This window comes from Synechocystis sp. LEGE 06083 (assembly GCF_015207725.1).
Taxonomy (GTDB): Bacteria; Cyanobacteriota; Cyanobacteriia; order Cyanobacteriales; family Microcystaceae; genus Synechocystis; species Synechocystis salina.
Window position 1 is genome coordinate 1 of record NZ_JADEWJ010000046.1, and the last position, 17,945, is coordinate 17,945.

A 17,945-nucleotide genomic window follows, 5' to 3' on the forward strand; every position below is an offset into this window, starting at 1 on the left:
TATTATGGATTTACCCGTTCTCGGCTCCACCCTATTTTTTACCATTTTTTCCCTGATTGGCTTGGTGTTTTTCATCCGTTCTTCGGTTAAAGACCGAACCCAGAAAATCCGGGCTTGGATCGATAATCCCCAGGCGGGCATATTGGATGAGATTAAAACTTATTTCAATAACCGGGCCTACCGCATTACCAACATTGACCCAGTCCAACAGGCGATCGCCTTTGAGGGGAATGTACAGGCTAGTCCATTTTTAGCGGTGTTTTTGAGTTTGTTGGCGGCCCTAGGACTGCTCTGCCTTGCTTTGGTGTTAGCCGTATTTTGGCCCCAACGGGGTTTTCTCTTTTTCTTTCTACTCTGGTTAGCTCCCCTAGCGGGAACTTTTTACTGGCAAAAAGCGGCCAGGGTAGAAGCGATTACGTTGGAATTGGGGGACCCGGATCAACCCTCCCATCCAGGGCAATATCCTCTAACTATCACCGCCCATCGGGACGAGTTGCGGGAATTACAGGCCCAATTTCCCCTAGATTGGCAAGGAGGAAGTTCCCATTAATATGAGTGATACAGCGGTTACAGTATCTAAGGTAGTGCGGTAAAACTTTTAAAGCATAGGAATTACGCCTGTTTTATGCTGATTAAGTTGATGCAAGGTTTGCTGTATTTATGGAGAATTTGCCCAGACTAACTTATTTATTTTTCAATTTTTGTTCCGTTAACTTTGCTTGATAACAACTAAATTTCAAACCCATGGGCTTAGCCGTTGACAGTAATTTGATTGGTAAAATTTTAGCCCCTGCCTTGAGGCTTTGGCTCCGTTCCCAAGTGGAAACGGTGGAGAGTTTGGAGTTGGAAATTGACGGCAAAGACCGACAAATTTTGCGGGGTTATGTACCCAGGGTTGCCCTCAGCAGTGATAGAGCCATTTACCAAGGCCTACAACTAGGAAAGGTGTTACTCCGGGGGGAAAATATCCGCATTAACATTGGTCAAGTAATCAAGGGGAAGCCCCTCAAATTATTGGAACCAATTCGGGTCAGTGGAGAGTTACAAATCTCCCAAAGCCATCTCCAGGCATCCCTAACATCCACCTTACTGGCCGGTGCTTTTGGGGAATTGTTGGTGGCTTTGTTAGCGGAACAGGGGGTGGCAGATCCCCAGGGCCAGTTAGAAAATTACACTTTCCTTTGGCAGGCGATCGCCTTGGAGAATCAATCTTTTCAGCTCAAGGGTGAAGTACAAGACCCCCAGGGTCAAAGCCATGATCTTTTAGTGCAGGCTCGCCTCCAATTGGCCAGTCCCAAAACCCTACATCTCGAAGACATTACCCTACTAGGACTACCGGCGATTGCCAACCGAAACTTAGAGCGTTTGACCGTTGATTTAGGGGAAGATGTGGATCTTGAATCCCTCGATCTAAACAATGGCGAGCTTTTCTGTCTTGGTCGAGTATTAATCCGCCCTTGAACCTTGGCATCACGTTGATAAAGTTGTTATCTACCCCCTAAATTCCCCAACAGTTGATGATTTGTATCTAGTTCCCCCCAACTTGGTGAATCAGGGGGGAGTTCAAACACTTTTTACACGTTGGAATAAACGCTGTTTCTCAAGATGGTATAACCCTTGATTAATTCTTGAATACCCCGTCCCAAAGACCAGTCGGGAGTAAAGCCAGTGCTCAAAATCCTCTGGTTGGAAACAATGTAATCCCGCTTATCTGGATCCTCTCCGATGGGAGCTTCTAGATAAACAAAATTGGGCAGATATTTACGAATTTCGCCACAAAGTTCCAGCTTGGATAAATTAGCATCTTCCAAACCAACGTTATAGGGCTTACCCTTCATGGATTCAAAGTTTTCCAAGCCATGGAGAAACACCTTAGCCACATCCCGGATATGAATATAATTGCGCTTGAAATGACCTTCAAAAATAACCACTGCCCGGTCGTAAAAGGCGCGGTACACAAAGTCATTGACCAACAAATCCACCCGCATTCGGGGAGCCATACCAAATACTGTCGCTAGGCGAAAGGTCATGCCGTTATCCCGGGCTAACACCGCTTTTTCCGCTTCCACCTTAGTTACCCCATAGAGGGAAATGGGTCGCAGGGGACTTTCTTCGGTACAAAATTTACCCTTTTCCCCAATGCCGTAGCCACTGTTGGTAACTGGCATCAAAATCCGCTGTTGGGGGCTGGCAAGTTGACAGATCATTTCCACCGCCGTCTGGTTAGTGGTTTTAGTACCAATTTGATCGCGACTGCACAGGGGAGCACCCACTAGGGCCGCCAGGGGAATGATTACATCGGCGGTTTTAAGCTGTTCTTTAATAAGGTCTTCCTTGCGGCAATCCCCCCGGATAACGTTAAAGGTTTCATACTGACAGCATTCCGCCAAGCTATTTTGCTGGAACATGAAGTTGTCTATCACGGTTACCTCGTAACCCGCCGCCAACAAAGTGGGGGTTAGGACAGAACCAATGTAGCCGCCGCCACCGGTAATCAAAATTTTCATAATCACTCCTCCATGTTCTCTTTAACTATTGTTGAGCAAAAAATATCCGTTCCCAGTAAAGCAAAAAAGGGGCAACTTGCCAGAATTATTGCGGGATAGTGAGGGCGTCGTGGCGTTTGACCTCCTCCAGATATTGCCCGATCGCCTCGGAGGTTTTGCCCATGTAACGCACTACCCCCCGGTCTAGCCAAATGGTAGTAGGACAGGCATCTTGGATAAAACTCAGGCTATGGGAAACTACCAGAATAGTAGTGTTGTGCCCCCAGAGCTTATCCATGCGGGCCTGGGACTTATGCTTAAAACTCTCATCCCCCACCGACAGGACTTCATCCAAAATTAGAATATCCGGTTCCACATCGGTGGCAATGGCAAAGCCCAACCGGGCCGACATCCCCGAAGAAAGAGACTTCACCGGCATATCACCCAGGGTCTGCAACTCAGCAAAATCAAGGATGGAATCTACCCTGTCCAACATTTCCTGGCGGGAAAATCCCAGCATGACGCCGTAGAGAATGATGTTATCCCGCACACATAGATCCGGGTCAAAGCCAGCTCCCAACTCAATTAAGGGGGCTATTTCTCCCCTTACCCTTAGACTGCCAGCGGAGGGTTCCAAAATGCCGCAAATCACCTTAAGTAGAGTGGACTTCCCCGAACCATTGGAGCCGATGATGCCAATTTTTTCCCCCGTCACCACCGTAAAATCTATATTGTCTAGGATCAGCTTACGGGAAGGCTTACGATACTTACCTTCAATAAAAGATAGTACGGTGCGCTTCAGGTCGTAGGAAAACTCCTCCTGGGTTCGACGGTACAAAGAAACCTTATCAAGACGAATAACTTCAGACATCTAAAATTAGCTTTACAACAAATCCATGAAATTCTTTTGCCAGGAGCGAAAGCAGAACCAACCCAAGGCCAATAAGATTAAACCATTTAATAGTCCATGGACGATCAAACCAGACTCGGGCAAATCCCCTGACAGGGAAATTTGACGAATACTGTCAATGATCGGTAACAGGGGGTTGATGACTAAAAAGCGACGCACTTGTTCCGGCACAATTTCCGATGGATAAAAAATAGGCGAGCCAATCCAGAGCATGAAGGTAACTAGCTCGTAAAAGTAGGGCAAATCTCGGAAAAACACATAAAGGGCACTGACAAAAAAACCCACCCCAGTGCACACTAGGCTCAGGGCCAAGAGGGGAAAGAAAAGGCAAAGGGCATTGACCAACCACCAGCCAGACTCCCAAGACTTATAAATAGTCACGATCGCCAATAGGGGGAGTGGCCCCACCACAAATTGGAAAACGTTGGCAATGATCATGGACAGGGGAAAAACACTGATGGGCAGTTTGATCTTGTTCATTAGCCCCCCACTGGCCACCACACTGGACAGAGCTTGACTGGTGGAAGAGGAAAAAAAGTTAATCACCAACAGCCCCGTAAAGGCCGCCAGGACATAGTTCAGAGCGGAACCATAAAAGGAGGCAAAGGCTGCGCCGAAAATGGCCGCATAAATCCCCGTCATAATTAGGGGGTTTAGCAATGACCAGTAAACCCCTAAAAAGGAACCCCGGTAACGGCCTTTCAGGTTGCGCTCCACTAATATCTGTAAAAGTTCTAAGTAGCGCTGAATGGGGGACCAGTTCACCCTTGTCGGTAGCGAAAGAGCCATAAAAAATTCTAAAAAATTGCGGGGCGGCGCCGAGCTAAACAAGAATTGTATAGAGTTGTGTGGCCTTTGTCGAGATAGTTGGATCGTGTGAACTAATCAGGCTTTTCTGAACCAATGGGAAAACAGTGTGCTGATTTTTGAAATCACCATTAATTCAAGCGCTCGAAAAAATCTGCTAGCGAGGTTAGAATAGGCCAGTTCACAAATCTCCCTGCCCAAATTCCATGGTTGTCAGCACCGTTAATCCCACAGCGCCCATGCCTGTGACCCCCATTTTTAACCCCACTGGCAACGATTCCGTGGAGAACCGTACCATTTGGTTTGGCAACACCACTAACTTGATGCAACTCAACGATGTCCGCTATAACTGGGCAGTGGGTTTGTACCAGCAAATGAGAGAGAACTTTTGGATTCCCCAGCGCTTAGACATTACCCAGGATGTTACTGATTACTGGAACTTAACTAACGAAGAACGGTATGCTTTCGACGGGATTTTGTCTTATTTGACCTTTCTAGATTCTGTCCAAACTTGTAACATTCCCCATTTGAAAAGTAGCGTTACCGCTCCAGAAATTAGCCTTTGTATGGCGGAGCAAATTTCCCAGGAGGGCATGCACAACCAGAGCTACCAGTACATGATCGAGACGATTATTCCCACAGAAAAGCGGGATACAGTGTACGAATTTTGGCGCACAGACCGGGTGTTAAAAGAACGGTGCGAGTACATCGCCATGCTCTACCAAAAATATGTCGATCATCCCACCCAGGAAAATTACTTTGTCGCCTTAATGGCGGACTATTTGTTGGAAGGATTATACTTCTACAATGGTTTCATTTACTTTTACAATCTGGCTTCCCGCATGTTAATGCCCGGTTCCGCCGACATTTTTAAAATGATTAACCGGGATGAGTTGAGCCACGTGCGTCTCTACCAAAAGCTAATTCCCGAAGCGATGCAAGTCTTCACCCACTCCACAGATCAAATTTATGAAATGTTTGACAAGGCAGTGGAGTTTGAATGTCGTTGGACTAACCACATTGTTGGCAACAATATTCTCGGCATTACAGAATCTAGTACGGAACAGTACACCAAATACCTTGCTAACAGTCGTCTGCGGGCGATCGGCTTGGATCCCCTTTACAATGAACCCCGCTATGGAAAAAGTCCCTACACCCACTTGGAGCGTTTTTCCGATACGAAAAAAGAAGCCCACACCAAGGCGAACTTCTTTGAAGCAACGGTGACTAGCTATGTGATGTCTTCTGGGGTAGCTGGTTGGGATGAAATTTAGGGATGAATCACCTAAGCTGTTTTTTGGCAAGGTTTCGACTATTGTGGTCAGTTTCTATGACAAAGAACAAGATCCATTTAGGCCCTCCCCCTATTTTCGTGTGGAATAAATGGGTCTTTATCTAACCAACAGCTTCCTTTGTACTTTAGCTGCGTTAATCGTGTTCGGATTGGCAGTAAAATCTGTAATCAAGACATTTGGCCATTTTATTTTTATGTTTGGAGAATCAAAAGTAGGTTGGTAGATTGAGTAACGAAACTGATGCCCGAATCATCATCGATGACCAGCTACGGCAAGCGGGGTGGAATCCTGCCGACAAATCTCAGGTTGTGACGGAAATAAAAACTGAGGTAGGCAAACCTGACTATGTGTTGCTGGATCAAAGAGGGCGATCGCTGGCCGTTATTGAAGCAAAAAAAAATGCGATTGATCCCTATACAGCAAAACAGCAAGCCCTACCCTATGCCCAAAATCTAAGAGCTTCCTTTATTTTCTTGACCAATGGAGAACTGATTTATTTTTGGGATTACCTTAATGACGATGCTCGGCTCGTTAATTCTTTTTTTTCAAGGCGAGATCTAGAGCGTTTGGTTGAAATGCGCTCAAATCGTAAACCCTTAGCCACGATTGCCATTCCTGACTACTACCTACAGCAAGGGGAAACCCGTGAAGTGCGTCCCTACCAACAGGAAGCAATGCGAGCAATGGATCATGCTCTTGAGTTGGGTAAACGACGTTTTTTGATTGAATTACCAACGGGAACAGGAAAAACTGACCTAATTTGTTTGCAAATCAAACGGTTGATTGATGCGGGGATTGCGGAAAAAATTCTGTTTTTAGTGGATCGGGAGCAACTAGCCAAACAGGCGAGGGAATCTATCACCGATATTCTCCTGCAATACGACAGCTATTGGCTAAAGCCTGGCATCGTTCGACAGGAGAAACAAATCACGATCGCCCTTTTGCAGACGATGATTGGGCGTTACCCCGAATTTACCAGTGGTTATTTTGACATTGTGATTGCCGATGAATGTCACCGCTCTATCTATGGAGCCTGGCAAACGGCCTTGACCTACTTTGATGCGTTTCATTTAGGCTTGACGGCAACTCCCGCAGGCTACATTGACCGCAATACCTTTAATTTTTATCAATGTCGCAATGAACAGCCTGATTTTTCCTATCCCATTCAGGATGCCTTTAAGAGTGAGTATTTAGTCCCCTATACCTTTGCTAAGGGAATCACCGAAATACTGGCAGATGGGGCCGAGAAAGACGGTGTGGAGTATGATCCAGCGGCCTTTGAGCGCAAATGGACGAATGAAGACACCAATCGCCTAATGATGGAGGAATTTGATCGGCTGGCTTGGGAAAATTATTTGGAATTAGCCCCTGGTCAGAAAATTGGCCCTGGTAAATCCATTGTTTTTGCCATCACGAAAAGTCACGCGGCCCGATTAACCCGTTATCTCAATGAACTCCATCCCGAATGTAAAGGAAAATACGCAGAGGTGATCACCAGTGATGTAGCCAATGCCGATGACTTGATTCGCCGTTTTAAATACGAGGATTATCCCCAGGTTGCGGTCAGTGTGGATATGCTCAGTACAGGCTTTGACTGTCGGGAAGTGTTGCATTTGGTCATGTGTTGTCGTATTCGTAGCCCGATTTTATATCAGCAAATTCGAGGTCGGGGAACCAGGGTCGCGCCCCATATTGGCAAACAGCGATTCATGATCTATGACTTTTTCCGCAATCACAAATATTTCAACGACAGCGATGAGGATTTTTTTGCGGGTACGGGAACAGGTCGCAGTTCGGGCGGTTCTGGTGGTGGCCCCCATCCTCCCAGAGAATTAATCGAATTGGGAATCGGCGATCACTGGAAGGAGGCGGTGCAGTATGTGGAAATCGGCAATGATGGGGAACAACTGGATAAACGGCGTTACGTCAGCATTTGGGAAGAAACGATCAATAACCAAGTGGCTGATGATCCCATCTTGCAAAAAATTCGAGCAGGTGCGTTTTTGACGGAAGAGGAAGAAACCCAGTTAGAGCAACAGCTTAACCAACCCAGGTATTACTTTAATGAGGAGAATTTACGCCGAGCCTACAACAACCAGCAAAGTAATTTGATTGATTTTATTAAAGCGGCCCTGAAACTGGTTAAGATTAAGAGCTTGGCAGAGCAGAAGGAAGAAATTTTCCGCGCTTGGTTGATCGCCAAGTCTTTTACCCCGGAACAGGCCCAATACCTGTCTTTGTTAAAAAATCGCGGTATTGCTAAGGGACAACTAAACCTTGAAGATCTCTTCCAGCCGCCTCTGTCAGTGTTGAATGCCGCAGGCTTAGGGATAGAATTGTTTGGAGAGCAGGGGTTAAGAGACTTGTTTGAGGACTTAAATCGTTCCGTTTTTCTCAACGATAGAACAGGAACCGACGGTTAGGGACATTCTGAAAAGGTTATGGATCAAGACTTACGGCGCAAATTAGATGGTTTGACCGATACCCTCTGGGCGGGGGGGATCACCAATCCGGTGACTTATATCGAACAAATTTCCTATTTGATTTACTTGAAGTTATTGGATGAGGAAGATGCTCAGCGGGAAATTCAGGCCCGTTTGACAGGTAAGAGCGAAGGGACAAAATTTCTGTTTCCTCAGCAAGCGGAACGGTATCGGTGGTCAAAGTGGCGATTTAAGAGTGGGATGGATCTCAGGGATTTTCTGCGAGATGAGGTATTTCCCTATATGGCTAATTCCTTGGTTAAGGATGCGCCGAAGGTCGCGGATTACTTTCGAGATGCGGTGTTAGAAATTTCCGATCCCAATGTACTGAAAACGGTGGTGGATGAGTTAGATTCCCTGGAACTCAGCAAGTTAGGGCAGGACATTAAGGGGGATATTTTTGAATATTTACTGACCCATTTGGGGCAATCGGCGTTAAATGGTCAATTTCGCACTCCCCGCCAGATTCGCTCTTTTATGGTGGAGATGGTTGATCCAGAGTTTGGGGAGAGTATTTGCGATCCGGCAATGGGGACGGGGGGGTTTTTAATTGATTCGTTGGACTATATTGCGGCGAAGTATAGTGAGTCTCCTGTGGAAATCCCTATTTATGGAGAGGACTGGCTGGATAAGCGGGGTCAAAGTCTAGCGGAGGTGAAAAAGGAGATTGCTAATCTGCAAACCTATCGCAAGGGGATAGGGGACAAGCTACCCGACTGGGGAATTTTGGAAGCTTCTATCTACGGTTTTGACGTTTCACGGCAGATGTTACGCATTGCGATCATGAATTTGGTGCTGCACAATGCCCGTAATGCCAAGATCAAGTTATCGAATGTGTTATCGGATTTGGGAGGACTGAGTGAGGATGATTTAAAGCGGCAGTACAAAGTTGTTTTAGCAAACCCTCCTTTTGCGGGAACGTTACCCAAGGATTCAATTCGAGAAGATTTACCCACAAATTCTAAGAAAAGTGAGTTATTGTTTCTCGCGGCGATTATGAAGTCATTGGCAGAAGGGGGACGTTGTGCAGTGGTGGTTCCAGAGGGGTTATTGTTTGGTTCGACTAATGCCCATACAGATTTACGACAAAAGTTATTGAAGGATTTTGATTTGTTGGCGGTGGTGTCGTTACCGGCGGGGGTCTTTAAGCCCTATACGGGAGTAAAAACGGCGGTTTTGGTATTTCGTAAGCCTCTTGCTCCTGAGTCTAATCGTCTGAAGCAGGTTTGGTTTTATGAGGTGAAAAATGACGGTTTTGATCCCGATAAGATTACGGGGGGAGGACGACCTGAAACGCCTGATGCCAATGATATTCCTGCTTTGTTAAGGGCTTGGCATGATTATAAGGCTTCGGATTTTAGGCAGCCCCCAGGCGTTGAGACAGGAACGTTATTAACGGCGGGTACTGAAGAACCCCGTTGTTGGTGGGCGAGTTTGGAGACGGTGATCGCTAATGATTACAATTTAGCGGCGGGACGGTATAAGCCCCAGGTAGCTGAAGCGGTTTCGGATGATGATCCGACGGTTTTGATCACTGAGGTTTTGGAAATTGAGCGAAAAATTGCCTTTGGTTTAGAAAGGCTTTTGCAGGAAATTAGTTAGGGGATTAAAGATTACTTATTTCCAAATTTAAGAGGTTGATTTTATGGAATGGTTAAAAGTTAAGCTTAGAGATATTGTAAAAATAAAAGGCGGTGGGACGCCTCGCCGCGAAAACCCAGAATTTTATAACGGAAATATTCCTTGGGCTACGATTAAAGATTTATCAGACAAAATATATTTAAGTGACACGCAGGAACATATTAATGAGGAGGCTATTAAATTAAGTGCCAGCAATCTTATTCCTGCGGGAAATATTATTTTGGCAACTCGAATGGGATTAGGTAAAGTTGTTATTAATACTGTAGATGTTGCTATTAATCAAGACTTGAAAGCTCTTTTTTGCTCTCAAGTTATCTATCCCAACTATCTGCTATATTACCTTAAATCTATTTCTAATTCTATTGAAAGACAAGGTGTTGGTGTAACTGTTAAAGGAATTACTGTTAAACAGGTAGAAAATTGGGATATTCCACTGCCGCCACTATCTGAACAAAAGCGAATTGTTGAAATTTTAGATCGTGCTGACGAACTCCGCAAACAACGGGGCGAAGCCGATGCCCTATCAGAGCGCATTTTACCCGCCTTATTTATTAAAATGTTCGGCGATCCTGCAAATTGGGATATTGAGCAAACAGAACCTTTAGGAAAATTAGTTAATATTCAAAGCGGTGGAACTCCTTCAAAAAAGAATCCAGATTATTGGGACGGTGATATTCCTTGGGTTTCTGCAAAAGACATGAAAAGAGATATTATTTATGATTCTATTGATCATATAACCGATCTGGCTATTCAAGAGACTAATGTTAAATATGTTGAAGCTGGATCAATTTTAATTGTAGTCAGAGGGATGATTTTAGCCCATACGATTCCTATTGCTTTAGCAGGAACTCGATTAACAATTAATCAAGATATGAAAGCATTGACACCAAACTGTAATAAAATCAATTCTACTTATTTACACGCAACTTTAAAAGCATTAAGTAAATTTATTTTGTCACAGGTAGGAACCGCAGGTCACGGCACAAGAAAATTTGATACAGAATATCTTTTGAAATTACCTATTTTTATTCCATCTCAAGAAAGTCTTAAAAAATTTGATGCAGTTTCTTTAGAATTACAAAAAATATTATCAGGAATAACCCAAGCTAGAGATAAACTAGAAAATTTATTTCAAATTCTTCTCTATCGTGCTTTTTCAGGAGACTTAACTGCAAAATGGCGAGAAGCCCACATGACTGAACTCTTACAAGAAATGGAACACCAAACCAAAGCCCTCAACCTTCAGCCGACTCTCTTTTAAACCTTAATGCATATTCAAAGGACTAAATCAAAATGCTAGCCACAGAAACAACTTCAGTCCCTCTCAATAACCAGATTATTCACCAAATTATCGACAAATACACTTTACTCGAACCCACCAATGTCCTCGCTTACCTAGCTCAACACAAAAATCTAACCTTTGCCTTACTAGAAGCCGAAAAACAAATCCGTAAACAATTTCTTCACGAAAAACTTACCCTTAAAATTGTTTATGATCCTGAAATTCCTCACTGGGAAAAGCTCTTTATCATTATTAACACCCAACTCGATGCGGATACCGCCTTTGATCAACTTAAACAACTCGATCAAGATTGGTGGTTAGATGCTTCCGATTTAGTGAATAATGACCTAGAAATTCATATAGACTTCGATGAAATTTGATTGGACAGAATACTTTACCCTAGCCCAAGACCTCATCAAAGCGGAAACCAATGAGGCCAGACAACGCGCCTCCATCAGTCGAGCCTACTATGCTGCGTTTTGTATCGCCAGAAACTACCTTAGAGACCATCGCAACGAAACCTCAAAACGCGGTGAAAACGAGCATCAATTTGTCGCCACAACATTTCAAGCTCTCGCTCATAACAATCCGCCAATGAGAGAAATTGCCAACGACTTAAGTCGCTTGCGTCAAGAGAGAAACCAAGCAGACTATAATGATATCGTGCCAAACTTACATAGTAGAACAAGATTATCTCTCAAGCTTGCCCAGAACATTCTCAACAAAGTTACTGAATTAGTTAAAACAATAGAATTAAAAAATCAATAACTGATTAAACTTTTTAAACATCTTGACACTAAGACGACAAGCTTAAAAGCTTAACACTTAGAAAAGTAAATTCAGCAAAAGTATTATGGCTAAAAAAAACTTGCCCAAAAAGATTTTAATTACCTCAGTCGGAACTATATGCACGCCGGTAACAGAAACAATTAAAGAAGTTAGTGCCGATTACGTAATCTTTATTTGTGTCGATGGAGCGGAAGGAACAATAAATCAGGTTATTGGAGAAGATACCCCTTGTCAGATAAGAGCTGGTTTTAACTCAGATGAAAAGTTACCAAATATACCAACCCAAGTTAATTTAGGTTCAAATTTTAAGATAAAAACAATTAACAATCCTGATGATATGATGGAATGTTATCGAATTTCCATCGAAAGTATATTACTTGCGAAAGATTTAAACTCAAATGCAGAAATTTTTGCTGGCTGCACAAGTGGAACTAAAGAAATGTCGATGGGTTTAGCAATCGCAGCATCAGACTACAATATTAAAATTGTTACAGTTTCCCATATAAAAAAGAGTAGAAATATCATTTCAGGAGAAAGATTTAAACTAGAGAGAGCAATATCTGAAAAATCAATAAAAAATAAGATTGCTACGACAAAAAAAGGGCAATCAATTAATAATTTAAAAATTGGTAACTTTAAAGCCTTCTCAGATCTTCAAAGTATTCCATTGCGTCCTATCACCCTCATTTATGGAGCCAATAGCTCTGGTAAATCGAGTATTTTGCATAGCTTGTTACTAGCCCACCATGCAATGACGGAGGAGGGTGATTTTGATGTTCATCAAACGAAAGTAGGTGGTGACTCGGTTGATCTGGGCGGATTTGGTCAATACGTCTATAAGCGCGATCGCACCTCTCAAGTCCAGTGGGCTGTTGATCTCGATCCTCAAAAACTAAATTTTTCTGATATTGAATTAACTGAGCTAATGAGCAATATTAGACAAATAACTGTTCGCATTGGAATTGGAATCCCTCCCCAGATAACAGAAAAAATTACCAAGTTTGAAAAAGTTACAATCAGAGCTTTTACTTTAGAAGCAGATCAAGAAACTGTCTTGTCCATGACCTTTCGACATCAGGGGAACTTACAGTTAGATAGCCTTAACTTAGAACATCCTATTATCAAACAACTAATCACTACTATTATCAAATTAGAGCTTTTCTCGGTTTCTACTTCCGAAGAGATCAAAGTAATTCTTAACGAAATTGTTCCCAATATTACTTCTCAGATTGATTCTTTCTTTCCTCAATATTTAAAAATTGAAAGCGAAAATTTAGAATATTATTCAAATAAGATTGAATATCCCTTAGATGATCCTCAATGGGATATCCTTCTAAGCGATATAAAAAAATTCTTTCTTTATCATCTTAATCAATTACTTCAAGGGATAATTAACGAAATTGAAACTGAAATCAAGACATTTCGCTATCTTGGCCCCTTTCGTACCTACCCCCCCCGTCATTTTGCTTTTTCTCGTCAACAAGATGATAATTGGAACTCCGGTGGCGGATTTGCATGGGATATTCTCTTAAAGGATTCTGAAGTCCGTCGTAAGGTTAATCTCTGGTTAGGGGATGAAGAGCGAATGAAATCCCCCTATGAAATTGCAGTACGTTCCTTACTACCGACGATGGAACTAGAAAAAGAGTTACCTTCCATTGTCAATAAAGAACTGCATGATTTTTTAGCATTCTTAATCATGGGATTAAATAGTACAAGTTATACAAGTACTCTTGCTGAAGTCCAGAGAATTGCAGATATTATCCAATCATCAACTCTTGACTTTGAGAAACCTGATGCAATTCTTCCCGATATTCAAGAAATTATTGATACTACAAGTGATATTAATACCGCAATAGAAACCTGGATTGATAAGCTTAACGATAGAATAGGCGATAAGGTATCAGACCTAGTTTTGATTGACAAACGTTCTGATACCGTTGTTAGCCATCGAGATGTGGGCATTGGGATCAGCCAAGTAATTCCAATTCTGGTCTCCAGCTATGGTTTATCAGACTCTCTGGTCGCAATTGAACAACCGGAGATCCACCTCCATCCTAAGCTCCAAGCAGAACTCGGAGATGTATTTATTGAATCAGCTCTTGGACAACAACAAAACCGATTTATCCTCGAAACCCACAGTGAACACCTCTTATTGCGAATTATGCGGCGAATGCGGGAAACTTATTATGAAGAGCTTCCTGAAGGCATTTCCCCCGTGACGCCTGACGATATTTCAGTAATCTTTGTTGATCCTGATCCTGAAGGGAGTATAGTCTTGGAAATGCCCCTGAATCGCAAAGGGGAACTTAAAAAGTCTTGGCCTGGTGGTTTCTTTGAAGAAGGATTGGAAGAGGTATTTGCCTAATGATCGTCTCAGAATATGCCTTATCGCCTTGTGTTTTTGATCAATCTGCCTACGAAAGCACAACTATTTGCGCTCTGTATCTCAAAAGTTTGAAAGAGAATCTACTCCATGAAGAAGCTTTAATTCGTAATCTTTATAATGGTAAATGGTTACAATATGTTAAGAATTTACCTACAAAACACGCCAATACAAAGTATATTCTTGATGCTTTTATAAAAAACAAATACCTACGCCCTGTTAAATCCGCTAGAGCCAATAATCCAACTTCCTTAGAAGAATAGTTTGAGGAGGCGATAGCCTCCTATAAAGAAGAGCCCTTTGATGGAATCATTGCCTCAAAGAATACGGTTAAAATAATTAAATCTCAACCTGTCGATTCTCATTTGGGACTTATCGCATCTATTGAAAATCTTGAAAAAGCAGATTGGTGGGCTAATCGGAGCCATTCTATTGGCTTAAGACGACAGACTCAAGATTATTTAATGCACTTAAAAATTCTTCTGAACCATGCCAATTCATTTATTTTTATTGACCCATATTTCAATCCAAATCAACCTGATTATCAAGAATTTGACCATATTTTAAAGGCAATCAATCAATCTGACGATCCTCCCTTGATTGAAATACATCTTTCTCACCTTGGGTCAGGTATGACAGTGGCTGATTTTGAAAGACTGTTTCGTAGACGTTTAGAATCCTGCATTCAACCTCAGAAATTAGAGGTGGATGTTTTCATTTGGGATAAAATCCATGACCGCTTCATTTTGACCAATCTTGTTGGCATACAGTCAGGCCACAGTTTTAGTATTAGTCGTGACCCCAAAGAAACTACCACATGGACAAGAATCAGCCGCACTCGACGTGATGAACTTCAAAAAGAATTTGATAAAAACTCAAGAAAACATAAATTACAACATTATTTCACTGTTTCCTAATTGAACAATTAAGGTGACGTTTGAGAAGTCTGAGATAATCGCTGGAACCATTATTATTTTGTTGAGGGCATAAGGCTCGAAGCCCTATTCTCCCAGGGTTGCTCTGTAACCTAGCCATTCATTTCTCTGATGTTGCCATTGACCGTCAGTAAGGTAAGTGGAAAACCAAGAACTGCGCCTAAGGGGTGATCATTGTACCTCCCTGCTGGTGGATGATTTCCCAGGCTTGCCCTAGCTGGCCAATGCCACACCACTGCCCAGTGCCTTCCACAAAGCGACAGGCCGCTTCCACTTTTGGTCCCATAGAACCCTCCGCAAAACGGTAACGGCGTAGATTTTTCGGGGTGGTTTGCTCGAAACGGTGGGCGTAATTAGTGCCCCAGTTTTCATACACACCATCGGTATCGGTGAGGAGTAGTAACCCCTGGGCTTGGAGATTTTTGGCCAACAGAGCGGCGGCCAAGTCTTTGTCGATCACAGCTTCCACCCCCTGCATGCCCCCGGCTTCATCTACCACAATGGGAATGCCCCCGCCCCCGGCACATACTACCAGGGCACCACTGTTGACTAGCAGTTGAATGGTGGGTAGCTCAATGATGCGTTGCGGTTCCGGGGAAGCTACCACCCGACGATAACCTTGGCCGTCAGCGGCGATCGCCCACCCCCTTGCCTGGGCCAACTGTTGGGCCTGGGGGAGGTCATAAATGGGGCCAATGGGTTTGCTGGGGCGCAAAAAAGCTGGATCCTGGCGATCGACCACAATTTGGGTCAAGAGGGTGACCACGTCCCGGCCGGGCAGTTGGTTGCGTAATTCCTGTTCCAGGAGATAGCCGATCATGCCTTCGGTTTCTGCCCCTAAAACGTCTAGGGGGTAGGGCTTACAGGATTTTTCACATTCTCCCTGCAGGGCCAGTAAACCCACCTGGGGGCCATTACCATGGGTGACCACTACAGGATATTCCTGCACCACCTTGGCGATCGCCAGGGCCGCAACGCGAATGTTAGCTTTCTGAATTTCCACTTCTGGAGGTTGGCCCCTCTGCAACAGGGCATTACCCCCCAAAGCAATGACAATGGGTCTGGGGTTTTGGTTAGGAGATGTCATGGACTTTGCCCCCTAGCCCCCGTTGGGCTAAAAATAAATCCACAGCGCTGCCTAATCCCGGTTCTTCCGCTTCGGCATAATCGTAAAAAACCCGCACCAATGGCTTATTCAGGGCAATTAACCGACCCAGATCACTGGGGGTACCGGACACCACCACATCCACGTCAGCGGCATTGAGGGTATCGGCCAAAGCTTTTAATTGGGCAGGAAAGTAACCCATGGCGGGCAAAATTTGGCTCAAATGGGGAAATTTAGCGTAAACTGCTGCGATTTCCGGCACAGCGTAGGGTCTGGGGTCAACTATTGCAATGTTTTCAATGTCCTTAACTGCTTGGTAGCCCGCACCATGGCCCATGCCTCCGTGGGTGGTAGTGGGGCCGTCTTCCACCACAATGACCCGTTTGCCCCGCAGATCCAAGGGTGGTTCTAACCGTAACGGCGATCGCCCCTGGATGATTTTGGCACTGGGGTTTAACTGGGCAATGGAGTCCCGAACTTGGGCAATGTGGGCGGCCGTAGCCACATCAGTTTTGGGAATTAAGACAATATCGGCCATCCTCAGCGCCGTTTCCCCTGGATGGTATAAATTTTCATCTCCAGGTCGGAGAGGGTCCACCAGCACAATGTGTAAATCCGGTCGCACAAAGGGAAAATCGTTGTTACCTCCGTCCCAGAGAATGACATCACTTTCTAAAGAGGCTTTTTCCACAATTAGGCCGTAATCCACCCCGGCATAGACCACATGGCCGGCTAAGATATGGGGCTCGTATTCTTCCCTTTCTTCCACTGTGCAGTGGGCCTGGTCTAAATCTTCTAAGGTGGCAAACCGTTGCACTGTCTGCTTTTCTAGATTGCCATAGGGCATGGGATGGCGAATGGCACAAACCCTTAAACCCAGTTGGCGTAACCGTTGGGATAACCAGCGACTCACCTGGGATTTACCGCAGCCGGTACGCACCGCCGACACCGCAATCACCGGCACTATGGCTTTGATCATGGTTTGATCTGGTCCCAGGAGAACAAAATCCGTTCCGATCGCCAAGGCCCGGGAGGCGAGATGCATTACCTGTTGGTGGGGCACATCACTATAGGCGAATACAATCTGATCAACTCGATTTTCCCGGCAAAAATGCTCTAACTCCCCTTCCTCAATGATGGAAATGCCCTGCGGATAAAGTGTCCCTGCTAAACCAGACGGATAACGGCGATCGGCAATGCCGGCAATCTGGGTAGCGGTGAAGGCCACCACTTCATACTGGGAATCATCCCGATAGACCTGATTGAAATTGTGAAAATCCCGCCCCGCAGCTCCTAAAATCACCACCCGCCGACGGTTGTCAGTAATTGCATTCGTAACCATAACCCCTTTCCTCCGGACAATAAGCCACGCCGTTACCACTCCCCACCAAGGCAACGTCCGTTTGTTTGATTAACTTGTCGAGCTCAGACACCAGCTCAAAATATGATTAACCGGGAAGTTTTAACGCGTTTTTATCCCTGCTCTGCATTGATCCCCGGTTGCTTTTCTACCTTTTATGATAAACACCAACGGGATTATCCCCAGAACCCTTGTTACAATACTTTGCCTGGGAAACATCTCCTTAACCCTGGTTCAGCCGAAAAATTGCCCATTTTGACGCAGAAAAACCGCTAGGATAGGTCAAATTTAAGGCAACTTTAACTTTGTCTTTTACTCAACCTTTTTTTAATTTACTCCCCCCACCATTGCACCATGGCGATCGCCTCAATCTTTCAAGGGATTTTGCCCTATTACAGGAAGCCATTTTGGCGCCATCTTCTCCTCGGTCTGCTGGTAAGTTTGGCGATCGTTCATCCCTTTCCTC

16 protein-coding genes are annotated in these 17,945 nt (G+C 44.3%); 11 read left to right on the forward strand and 5 right to left on the reverse strand.

Features of this window, described 5'->3' with window-relative positions; genetic code table 11:
• Position 1 precedes the first annotated feature (1 nt).
• Entirely contained in the window at positions 2-550 is a 549-nt protein-coding gene (locus tag IQ219_RS05565) for a cofactor assembly of complex C subunit B (protein ID WP_368667569.1), read from the forward strand.
• Between the two features lie 194 nt (positions 551-744).
• Positions 745-1,461 (forward strand): DUF2993 domain-containing protein, encoded by a 717-nt coding sequence (locus tag IQ219_RS05570; protein ID WP_190599178.1) that lies wholly within the window; start codon positions 745-747, stop codon positions 1,459-1,461.
• 113 nt (positions 1,462-1,574) lie between these two features.
• Here the strand turns inward: IQ219_RS05570 and IQ219_RS05575 are convergent, their stop codons facing one another.
• The 3 genes from IQ219_RS05575 to IQ219_RS05585 form a co-directional block, all read right to left on the reverse strand.
• A complete protein-coding gene (locus IQ219_RS05575) occupies positions 1,575-2,507 on the reverse strand; it encodes an NAD(P)-dependent oxidoreductase (protein ID WP_194071977.1) in 933 nt (310 codons plus the stop codon).
• An 85-nt stretch (positions 2,508-2,592) separates the two neighbouring features.
• Complete coding sequence (locus tag IQ219_RS05580) at positions 2,593-3,357, reverse strand: ABC transporter ATP-binding protein (protein ID WP_190599176.1); 765 nt, start codon at positions 3,355-3,357, stop codon at positions 2,593-2,595.
• A gap of 12 nt (positions 3,358-3,369) precedes the next feature.
• A complete protein-coding gene (locus IQ219_RS05585; RefSeq protein WP_190599175.1) occupies positions 3,370-4,185 on the reverse strand; it encodes an ABC transporter permease in 816 nt (271 codons plus the stop codon).
• A gap of 224 nt (positions 4,186-4,409) precedes the next feature.
• On the opposite strand from IQ219_RS05585, the gene IQ219_RS05590 reads away from it, so the two are divergent.
• From IQ219_RS05590 to IQ219_RS05630, 9 genes are all read left to right on the forward strand, one after another.
• A complete protein-coding gene (locus IQ219_RS05590) occupies positions 4,410-5,477 on the forward strand; it encodes a ribonucleotide-diphosphate reductase subunit beta (protein ID WP_199309795.1) in 1,068 nt (355 codons plus the stop codon).
• 245 nt (positions 5,478-5,722) lie between these two features.
• A complete protein-coding gene (locus tag IQ219_RS05595) occupies positions 5,723-7,921 on the forward strand; it encodes a type I restriction endonuclease subunit R (RefSeq protein ID WP_194071978.1) in 2,199 nt (732 codons plus the stop codon).
• Between the two features lie 18 nt (positions 7,922-7,939).
• Positions 7,940-9,583 carry a class I SAM-dependent DNA methyltransferase gene (locus IQ219_RS05600; protein ID WP_194071979.1) on the forward strand — a complete coding sequence of 548 codons (1,644 nt, stop codon included), beginning with the start codon at positions 7,940-7,942 and terminating at the stop codon, positions 9,581-9,583.
• Between the two features lie 43 nt (positions 9,584-9,626).
• Positions 9,627-10,883: a restriction endonuclease subunit S gene (locus IQ219_RS05605; RefSeq protein WP_194071980.1), complete on the forward strand. Its 1,257-nt coding sequence runs from the start codon at positions 9,627-9,629 to the stop codon at positions 10,881-10,883.
• Between the two features lie 32 nt (positions 10,884-10,915).
• Complete coding sequence (locus IQ219_RS05610; protein WP_194071981.1) at positions 10,916-11,284, forward strand: hypothetical protein; 369 nt, start codon at positions 10,916-10,918, stop codon at positions 11,282-11,284.
• Positions 11,274-11,672 carry a HEPN domain-containing protein gene (locus IQ219_RS05615; RefSeq protein ID WP_194071982.1) on the forward strand — a complete coding sequence of 133 codons (399 nt, stop codon included), beginning with the start codon at positions 11,274-11,276 and terminating at the stop codon, positions 11,670-11,672. Before IQ219_RS05610 ends, IQ219_RS05615 begins: the two co-directional genes overlap by 11 nt.
• 85 nt (positions 11,673-11,757) lie before the next feature.
• A complete protein-coding gene (locus tag IQ219_RS05620) occupies positions 11,758-14,061 on the forward strand; it encodes an AAA family ATPase (protein WP_194071983.1) in 2,304 nt (767 codons plus the stop codon).
• Positions 14,061-14,342 carry a hypothetical protein gene (locus tag IQ219_RS05625; RefSeq protein WP_194071984.1) on the forward strand — a complete coding sequence of 94 codons (282 nt, stop codon included), beginning with the start codon at positions 14,061-14,063 and terminating at the stop codon, positions 14,340-14,342. Before IQ219_RS05620 ends, IQ219_RS05625 begins: the two co-directional genes overlap by 1 nt.
• Before the next feature lie 102 nt (positions 14,343-14,444).
• Entirely contained in the window at positions 14,445-14,996 is a 552-nt protein-coding gene (locus IQ219_RS05630) for a hypothetical protein (RefSeq protein ID WP_194071985.1), read from the forward strand.
• A gap of 178 nt (positions 14,997-15,174) precedes the next feature.
• Here the strand turns inward: IQ219_RS05630 and IQ219_RS05635 are convergent, their stop codons facing one another.
• Positions 15,175-16,101, reverse strand: coding sequence for a carbamate kinase (locus IQ219_RS05635; protein ID WP_194071986.1), 927 nt, complete (start codon positions 16,099-16,101; stop codon positions 15,175-15,177).
• Positions 16,088-17,461, reverse strand: coding sequence for a cyclic 2,3-diphosphoglycerate synthase (locus IQ219_RS05640; protein ID WP_228016734.1), 1,374 nt, complete (start codon positions 17,459-17,461; stop codon positions 16,088-16,090). Before IQ219_RS05640 ends, IQ219_RS05635 begins: the two co-directional genes overlap by 14 nt.
• Between the last annotated feature and the right edge of the window lie 484 nt (positions 17,462-17,945).

Excerpts from the sequence above, each read along its gene's own strand:
- IQ219_RS05590 (WP_199309795.1), top strand. The coding sequence starts at position 4,410 with ATGGTTGTCAGCACCGTTAATCCCACAGCGCCCATGCCTGTGACCCCC.
- IQ219_RS05615 (WP_194071982.1), top strand. The coding sequence starts at position 11,274 with ATGAAATTTGATTGGACAGAATACTTTACCCTAGCCCAAGACCTCATC.
- IQ219_RS05575 (WP_194071977.1), bottom strand. The coding sequence starts at position 2,507 with ATGAAAATTTTGATTACCGGTGGCGGCGGCTACATTGGTTCTGTCCTA.
- IQ219_RS05580 (WP_190599176.1), bottom strand. The coding sequence starts at position 3,357 with ATGTCTGAAGTTATTCGTCTTGATAAGGTTTCTTTGTACCGTCGAACC.
- IQ219_RS05625 (WP_194071984.1), top strand. The coding sequence starts at position 14,061 with ATGATCGTCTCAGAATATGCCTTATCGCCTTGTGTTTTTGATCAATCT.
- IQ219_RS05635 (WP_194071986.1), bottom strand. The coding sequence starts at position 16,101 with ATGACATCTCCTAACCAAAACCCCAGACCCATTGTCATTGCTTTGGGG.
- IQ219_RS05610 (WP_194071981.1), top strand. The coding sequence starts at position 10,916 with ATGCTAGCCACAGAAACAACTTCAGTCCCTCTCAATAACCAGATTATT.
- IQ219_RS05620 (WP_194071983.1), top strand. The coding sequence starts at position 11,758 with ATGGCTAAAAAAAACTTGCCCAAAAAGATTTTAATTACCTCAGTCGGA.
- IQ219_RS05605 (WP_194071980.1), top strand. The coding sequence starts at position 9,627 with ATGGAATGGTTAAAAGTTAAGCTTAGAGATATTGTAAAAATAAAAGGC.
- IQ219_RS05570 (WP_190599178.1), top strand. The coding sequence starts at position 745 with ATGGGCTTAGCCGTTGACAGTAATTTGATTGGTAAAATTTTAGCCCCT.
- IQ219_RS05640 (WP_228016734.1), bottom strand. The coding sequence starts at position 17,461 with ATGGTTACGAATGCAATTACTGACAACCGTCGGCGGGTGGTGATTTTA.
- IQ219_RS05585 (WP_190599175.1), bottom strand. The coding sequence starts at position 4,185 with ATGGCTCTTTCGCTACCGACAAGGGTGAACTGGTCCCCCATTCAGCGC.
- IQ219_RS05600 (WP_194071979.1), top strand. The coding sequence starts at position 7,940 with ATGGATCAAGACTTACGGCGCAAATTAGATGGTTTGACCGATACCCTC.